Origin of the sequence: Okeania hirsuta, from assembly GCF_003838195.1 — a bacterium.
GTDB lineage: Bacteria > Cyanobacteriota > Cyanobacteriia > Cyanobacteriales > Microcoleaceae > Okeania > Okeania hirsuta.
Genome location: NZ_RCBY01000361.1, coordinates 1 through 5,234 on the forward strand (window position 1 = coordinate 1; position 5,234 = coordinate 5,234).

Genomic DNA, 5,234 nt, shown 5'->3' on the forward strand with positions numbered 1-5,234 from the left:
ATCCTTCAACGTTACTTTGCTGTCATGCTGATCGAATTTACCATTTGCGAAACTACCGCCAACAAAATCTGAGTATTTGTCAAGGATGGAAAGATCCCCCTTCACTGTGTTCCAGGTGATTTTGTCATCATAGCTCTGGATATTGAAAGAACCTACATTATTGAATGCAGCTTGGAGTATTTGTCGTAAGTCTTATATTGCGCCATCGCCGAGGTTGAAATCACTATCGTAAAAATTGAGTCTCGAGTAGCAAGTTGCCGATCGATCCTTTACTGTACTTAGTATCAATCTTAAGTTTGCCACTGATATCAGCGGTTTGCAAACGCCATCGTAAAGGTTAATGTTGAGATCGCATTGAGATCCTCTCGAATGATGATTCGTATACTTATTAGCCAAAGTCAATTCTTCTAGCTCTGGTACCTCGAGTAAAAAGTATCTCTACTCTTTGACCTGCTTCAGAGCGGGAACCATCTTTTAAACTTAGACTAATTTTCCATTAGGCTGTTCGAATTCTCGATTCAAAAATTGGTTTTGTATGTCGAGGGATATGCTTAGATTCTACAACTTCTAGATCAATTGCTTTTCCAATAGCTCATGTACTGGGTCCTTAGTTCGACGGAAAACCGCAGTCAATTTTACTTGACTATCACTACTTCTGACAACTGAGTGGTCCGTAACGATGTGGACACTAACCTGTTTTGCCTGCAAATGACTTGCTAATGGTCTTGTTTTGAATCTTGACAAAAGACGAGCAAGTGCCAAAAAGCAAAGAATGAGTATATTAAATGCGTTTTCATTTTTCCTTTTTTCTTGTTGATAATACTTTTCCATTTCTCGGACAAACGTTCTAAAATCCGATCTTTCGCTCGTAATATTTCGACAAGGTATGGACAACCTCTTCTTTGCTTGATAAGTTTAAATATCTGTAAATCTTTCCCACGTTTCAATTCTTGAATCTCCTGAAAGATTTCTCGATCTAACTCACAATTCCTAATTCATCTTCCTTCGCCTTTCACAAGAGCTATATATCTGGCTTGCTCCTCGGCTAGCTCTGGCGAGAACTGGCAAGCTGTGGTACGCCGGTCGAAGCGATCCAAAACAGACCAACTCCAATGGCTAGGGCATCCTGCCGCAACATCAGCCAATTTCGGTCAATAGAGATTTGCAACGGATGGTGTTATGTTTTGTGTTAGAAATTTAATGCCACAGGGCTTCCTCCTGGATCGGCCTCTATTCGATCAAGGTTTTCTATTTCCAGGATGCCAATCTTCTAATGGATCCATTTGTTCTAATTTGCGTTTGGTAATTGGGGTGGTTTACAGTCTATATTTTCTTTCAATAGTTTTTTGTAGTAGTAGTCGGCCTCTTCGATACTGCGTTTTCGAAGTTGATACAGTAATGCTAATATTTGCAATTTCTTTTTATTTGATACCTTTCTACAGGTGCAGCGTCATACCGTACGACTACCATTGGGCAATTCTTTAATGGCTGCATGTATTTGGGTTATTGACTTTTGAGAAGACGAATTGGGGCATCTTCTACCGGATTGCTCAAGATTCTCCTTGAATACCAATCGATCATTCTTTTTAAGTGACTAAACAGGTATTAATGGTAATTGTTTATCAAGACCAAGGTTCATCACCCTTGTAATGCGCAAGTACTGAAATACCTTGATGAAGCTCTCCTGCACGATGTCTTCGGCCGTGCTAGCATCGGTACCATTCTAATCGCAAGTGATACATGGCTCTAACGTACTGCTCATACAGTTTGCTTTTGTGCTTGCCTATCTTTCTTAGCAGGCTGCACTACTTTTCCTCCTTGCAGTAATAAAAGTGTCACGCGCAGTATTTTATGATAGAGACGCTAAGAAAAGGGTAGGGTTGGAAAAAAATCAGAAAAATTTTCGACTTATCAATTTTGTAAGCCAGAAGCGAAAGCTTGTAAATACTGGACTTTTACCTTTTTTTTGCTTAAATTCCACAAAGCAACTGAAGATTTTTTTTTTAAAATTAGTTTTCTTTAACAATACCCCATACACACATTTGACTTCTTTGAGCGTCTTAAATAAACGAACCAACGGAAGATAAAAAAATCTTCACTTGGTAACAAAGTGGTGAAAACACGTAAGATATATTCATCAATTTGGCAATACGTTGGCTTAAGTTCATAAACTAGTGAGTGTAAAAGTGGCAACTGCCCGGTTGGGCAGTTGTTTTTTTTGGCCCAGTAGGCAAATTTTCCTTTCGATTCGAAAAAAAAATCAGTCTTTTTGTTGAATTGATCATTTCGATCAAACCGATTAAGAACAGGATGCGATCTGACAACTTTGTTCCTGCCCTTCTGTTTATATTAGGAGATAATTTCATTTTCAAATAACCCCTTTTTAGGGAAAAGGAGAGTTTATTTGGATAAAAAATCCTTTAAAAGCCGAAGAGACAAGAGTATTCTCAACAAAGGTACGAACGAGCCTTACTGGCGAATACTGGAATCATAAGATTGATGGCGTATACATTGCGTCAATGTGAGACACCACTTTATGATGCCAAAGATAAGTTTTCGATTCCGGTTGCGATGGCCAAGCTTTGATGATGAATTACCTGGGGCCGTCAGCGTACCTAGATGCTGATGGCGCGAACAGAGATCGTTTGTGCCAATTGTGATGGCACCTGGGCATGTATTATCGGCGAACAAATGACGAAAAAATAGTCATTGCGTAAATTCTATCTCTATGAGTTATTAGTAGAGATAAGTGGGAGCAGATCAAGCCACCAGAAAAGAAGTTTGAAAAGGCAGTTTTGCGGCGGGATGTTTTGGATAAAGAGTATTTCCTAGGCAACAGGATGGGGTGGTGGCAACTCGGGTTTGGATTACCGGAGGACATACCGATTCTCCAACCTATAAGGAAGGCTGCGGAAAAGAGACTGGGCATGAGAAGTGTTGAAGTACTTTGACGCCATAAAACGAGTTCGAGACTCTTGCCAAGATTTGAAAATGCATGATCCAGGTAGATCGAAGAGCAGGGCGGCATATCGTTCTGCTATTTTCTATAGAGTGAAGATCAAGAGTGTTGCCGAAGGATTGATTCAGAATTGAAGGGTAAGGATTTGATGTGACTACCGAATTGGACCCGCTGGCACCTTTTGGCTCGCCGAGGCTCGCCATCAAAAATACTGTGACAGTCATGGCTTAACGCCGAAGTCCAAGTAAGGTAAGCTTTGCTTCTTGCTAGATAGCTAGAAGTATAGTACAAAACCCATCTGTTAGGTTAGCAGATGGGTTTTATAATTTATGCTTAAAAGCGTGGACACGCGACACTTGGTTGCCTTGATAGTATAGAAGGAGTTATGAAGCGATATGCCGATTGTCACTCCGGCCATATAGTACCAATCTTTGCTGGATTTCCCCGTCGCCGTACATTGAATGCATCTCTACACCTTCTTCAAAGCCTGGCAAACTCAATTTTGCCGCAAGCTCCATTCCAACTCCTTATGTCATTGTAGAGAAAATTGATGCCGCTAACATCATCTAAGTAGTCGTAAACAGCTTTCGAGCACTTAGTTCAAACTCATGGTAAGCCGTTTACTCATTTTGGAGCCGTATCCCTCCTCTATGGGTTCCTACTTGGTCAACGAATATGGCTTATCAAAACTGGAAGCCCTGTCCTTCGGTGCCTAAGGGTTGCAGGTTTATCCATTGACCTTCAATGGGGCTTGTGGATTAACCGAAACACGTTCATCCCCTAAAAAATAGGGCGTAACCGAATAAAACCCTTCTCCTGGTTTCCAGTACGCAAAGTTAACATTCCAGCACACCGTAGAATTCGTAAATTTTGTGCGAAAGTAATGCCTCGATTTTCTGCTACTTACTCGGAGGCTATCACTGCCAGTTACCGTACAAATAGTTAAAACGAAACGGAAGGAGAACTGATATTCTGGCCAAGTTCTAACGAAACCCGATGGCCGGTTCAAAGGTCTTGAAATAATCCTTATAAGCGCTTGGGCACCATCGCCTCATAGAAAGAGTACCACGAAGAGGCCAAAATCGTAAGATTGAGCCTTCGCGATTGGAACCCAGCAAAGAAGAACAGGTGTAAAGCTTTTCATGGGTCAGACTTAAGTCGCCTTTGGGAATAATTGGGTAATACGTTTGGGGCGTAAGTAAATGTTGCTCTTGCTGGGGTAAGTATGGACAAATGTACTATGTGTTTTTCGAAATTTTTGTTATGGTGTTTCCTTTTTTTCAATAAAAGCCTAACTTTGCCGCGCTAATCAAAGCTGTGCCATAACCAGATATTTTCTCGGACACTTCGAACAGCCCATTTTTCCACAAACAAACCAAAGACGGGAGCTATGAAGATCAAAGGGAAATGTCTTGAAGGCTATTTACATGGATTGATCGCTACAACTACTACGTTCACCTTGGCCTTCTTGGTCTTTAAGAATCAGGCTGCGAAGATGTACTCCAAAAGTCCAGTATTGTCGCTGGACTAGAATATGCCTAAAACTTTTGATTTACTATTTACACGACGGCTTGCAGAGATTCCGGAAGGAAATCCGGAATTTATTCCAGACAAAAAAGACACGAAGACAACTTTAATCGAGACGTATGTTTTTAAGCGCATAAATACGAGTTTATTTTGGCAGAAAGTACTAACATAATCCATTTTCGATCGATTACTGAGTAAGAGCAGCGAGAAGAACGACTTGGACAGAAAGGTAAAGTCCTCTGGCTAACTTGGCTTGTCCTTCAGGCAAGAGACCATTGCCAAACACCTGGAACGTCGCTTGTTTGAGATGGTTATTTCCCGCAGGTATTGGATGGAGATAAATTGGTTCAGGCATCATAAAAATCTTGGATTTAGCGTTGAATCGGACAGAAAATATTGAAGGATCGCTGAGGTAGCCCGCTTGTACGCACATAGTGGCTTATTATTTGGCCTCCTTCATCAGTCCCAACGAGCTATCAGAAACATGGGCAGCAGAGATAATTGGGGAGGAGACTTCCTAGAGATTTTTGTTAATGCACCACTAGAGGAATGTGAAAGACGTGATGTTAAAGGGTTATACCAAAAAGCTCGAAGTGGGCAAATAAAGGGTTTCACAGGGATTGATTCTCCTTATGAAATGCCATTAGAACCATTTCTGGAAATTAAGACCGACGAGTTGAGCCTGGCCGAAGGAGTTGAACTCCTCTACCAGAAAACTTTACCGGAAATTCAATTATAATCTTATTCA

The 5,234-nt window shown here is 41.0% G+C and carries 3 protein-coding genes and 1 pseudogene; 2 read left to right on the forward strand and 2 right to left on the reverse strand.

Going from position 1 to position 5,234, the window contains the following annotated elements; translation table 11 throughout:
* Positions 1-995 precede the first annotated feature (995 nt).
* Positions 996-1,145: a hypothetical protein gene (locus D5R40_RS36445; protein WP_161565109.1), complete on the reverse strand. Its 150-nt coding sequence runs from the start codon at positions 1,143-1,145 to the stop codon at positions 996-998.
* A gap of 1,697 nt (positions 1,146-2,842) precedes the next feature.
* Here D5R40_RS36445 and D5R40_RS43030 point away from each other — a divergent pair.
* A pseudogene (locus D5R40_RS43030) lies at positions 2,843-2,941 on the forward strand (hypothetical protein); the annotation flags it as partial.
* 1,732 nt (positions 2,942-4,673) lie between these two features.
* Here the strand turns inward: D5R40_RS43030 and D5R40_RS36450 are convergent.
* The gene (locus D5R40_RS36450) at positions 4,674-4,919 is read right to left on the reverse strand and encodes a hypothetical protein (RefSeq protein WP_124155663.1); all 246 of its coding nucleotides are present in this window, start codon (positions 4,917-4,919) and stop codon (positions 4,674-4,676) included.
* Here D5R40_RS36450 and D5R40_RS30110 point away from each other — a divergent pair.
* On the forward strand, positions 4,908-5,225 hold the full coding sequence (locus tag D5R40_RS30110) for an adenylyl-sulfate kinase (protein WP_161565110.1): 318 nt from the start codon (positions 4,908-4,910) through the stop codon (positions 5,223-5,225). The genes D5R40_RS36450 and D5R40_RS30110 overlap by 12 nt on opposite strands.
* Positions 5,226-5,234 lie beyond the last annotated feature (9 nt).

Coding starts and splice junctions, on each gene's coding strand:
- D5R40_RS36450 (WP_124155663.1), bottom strand. CDS start 4,919: ATGTGCGTACAAGCGGGCTACCTCAGCGATCCTTCAATATTTTCTGTC.